Below are 259 nucleotides of genomic sequence, written 5' to 3' on the forward strand. Positions count from 1 at the left end.
GCTCCAATGAGGCGTAGACCATCAATAATGCTTCTATCCGCTCTGGAATTTTGATGAAGATTCTATTAGTTAAAAAATCAGGGCTTTTTAAAAAGCGCCTCCCTTTTTCAACTGACTGTTGCTCTTTGTAACTAGTGAGTATTTTATTCATCGTCAAACTGTCATCGAGATCCTTTGTCGCAATAATAAAAAAACAGAACTGATTGAGCGCATTCATTCTGCGCTCAACAGGCGTAAATACAACCCCGTTACTCTGTAT

1 pseudogene is annotated in these 259 nt (G+C 38.6%); it reads right to left on the bottom strand.

Features of this window, described 5'->3' with window-relative positions:
• Nucleotides 1-259: pseudogene (locus AAEZ06_RS27650) on the bottom strand (IS1634-like element ISVa17 family transposase); the annotation flags it as partial.

The sequence above is a fragment of the Pseudomonas sp. HY7a-MNA-CIBAN-0227 genome, assembly GCF_040310325.1.
In the GTDB taxonomy this organism is placed as follows: Bacteria; Pseudomonadota; Gammaproteobacteria; order Pseudomonadales; family Pseudomonadaceae; genus Aquipseudomonas.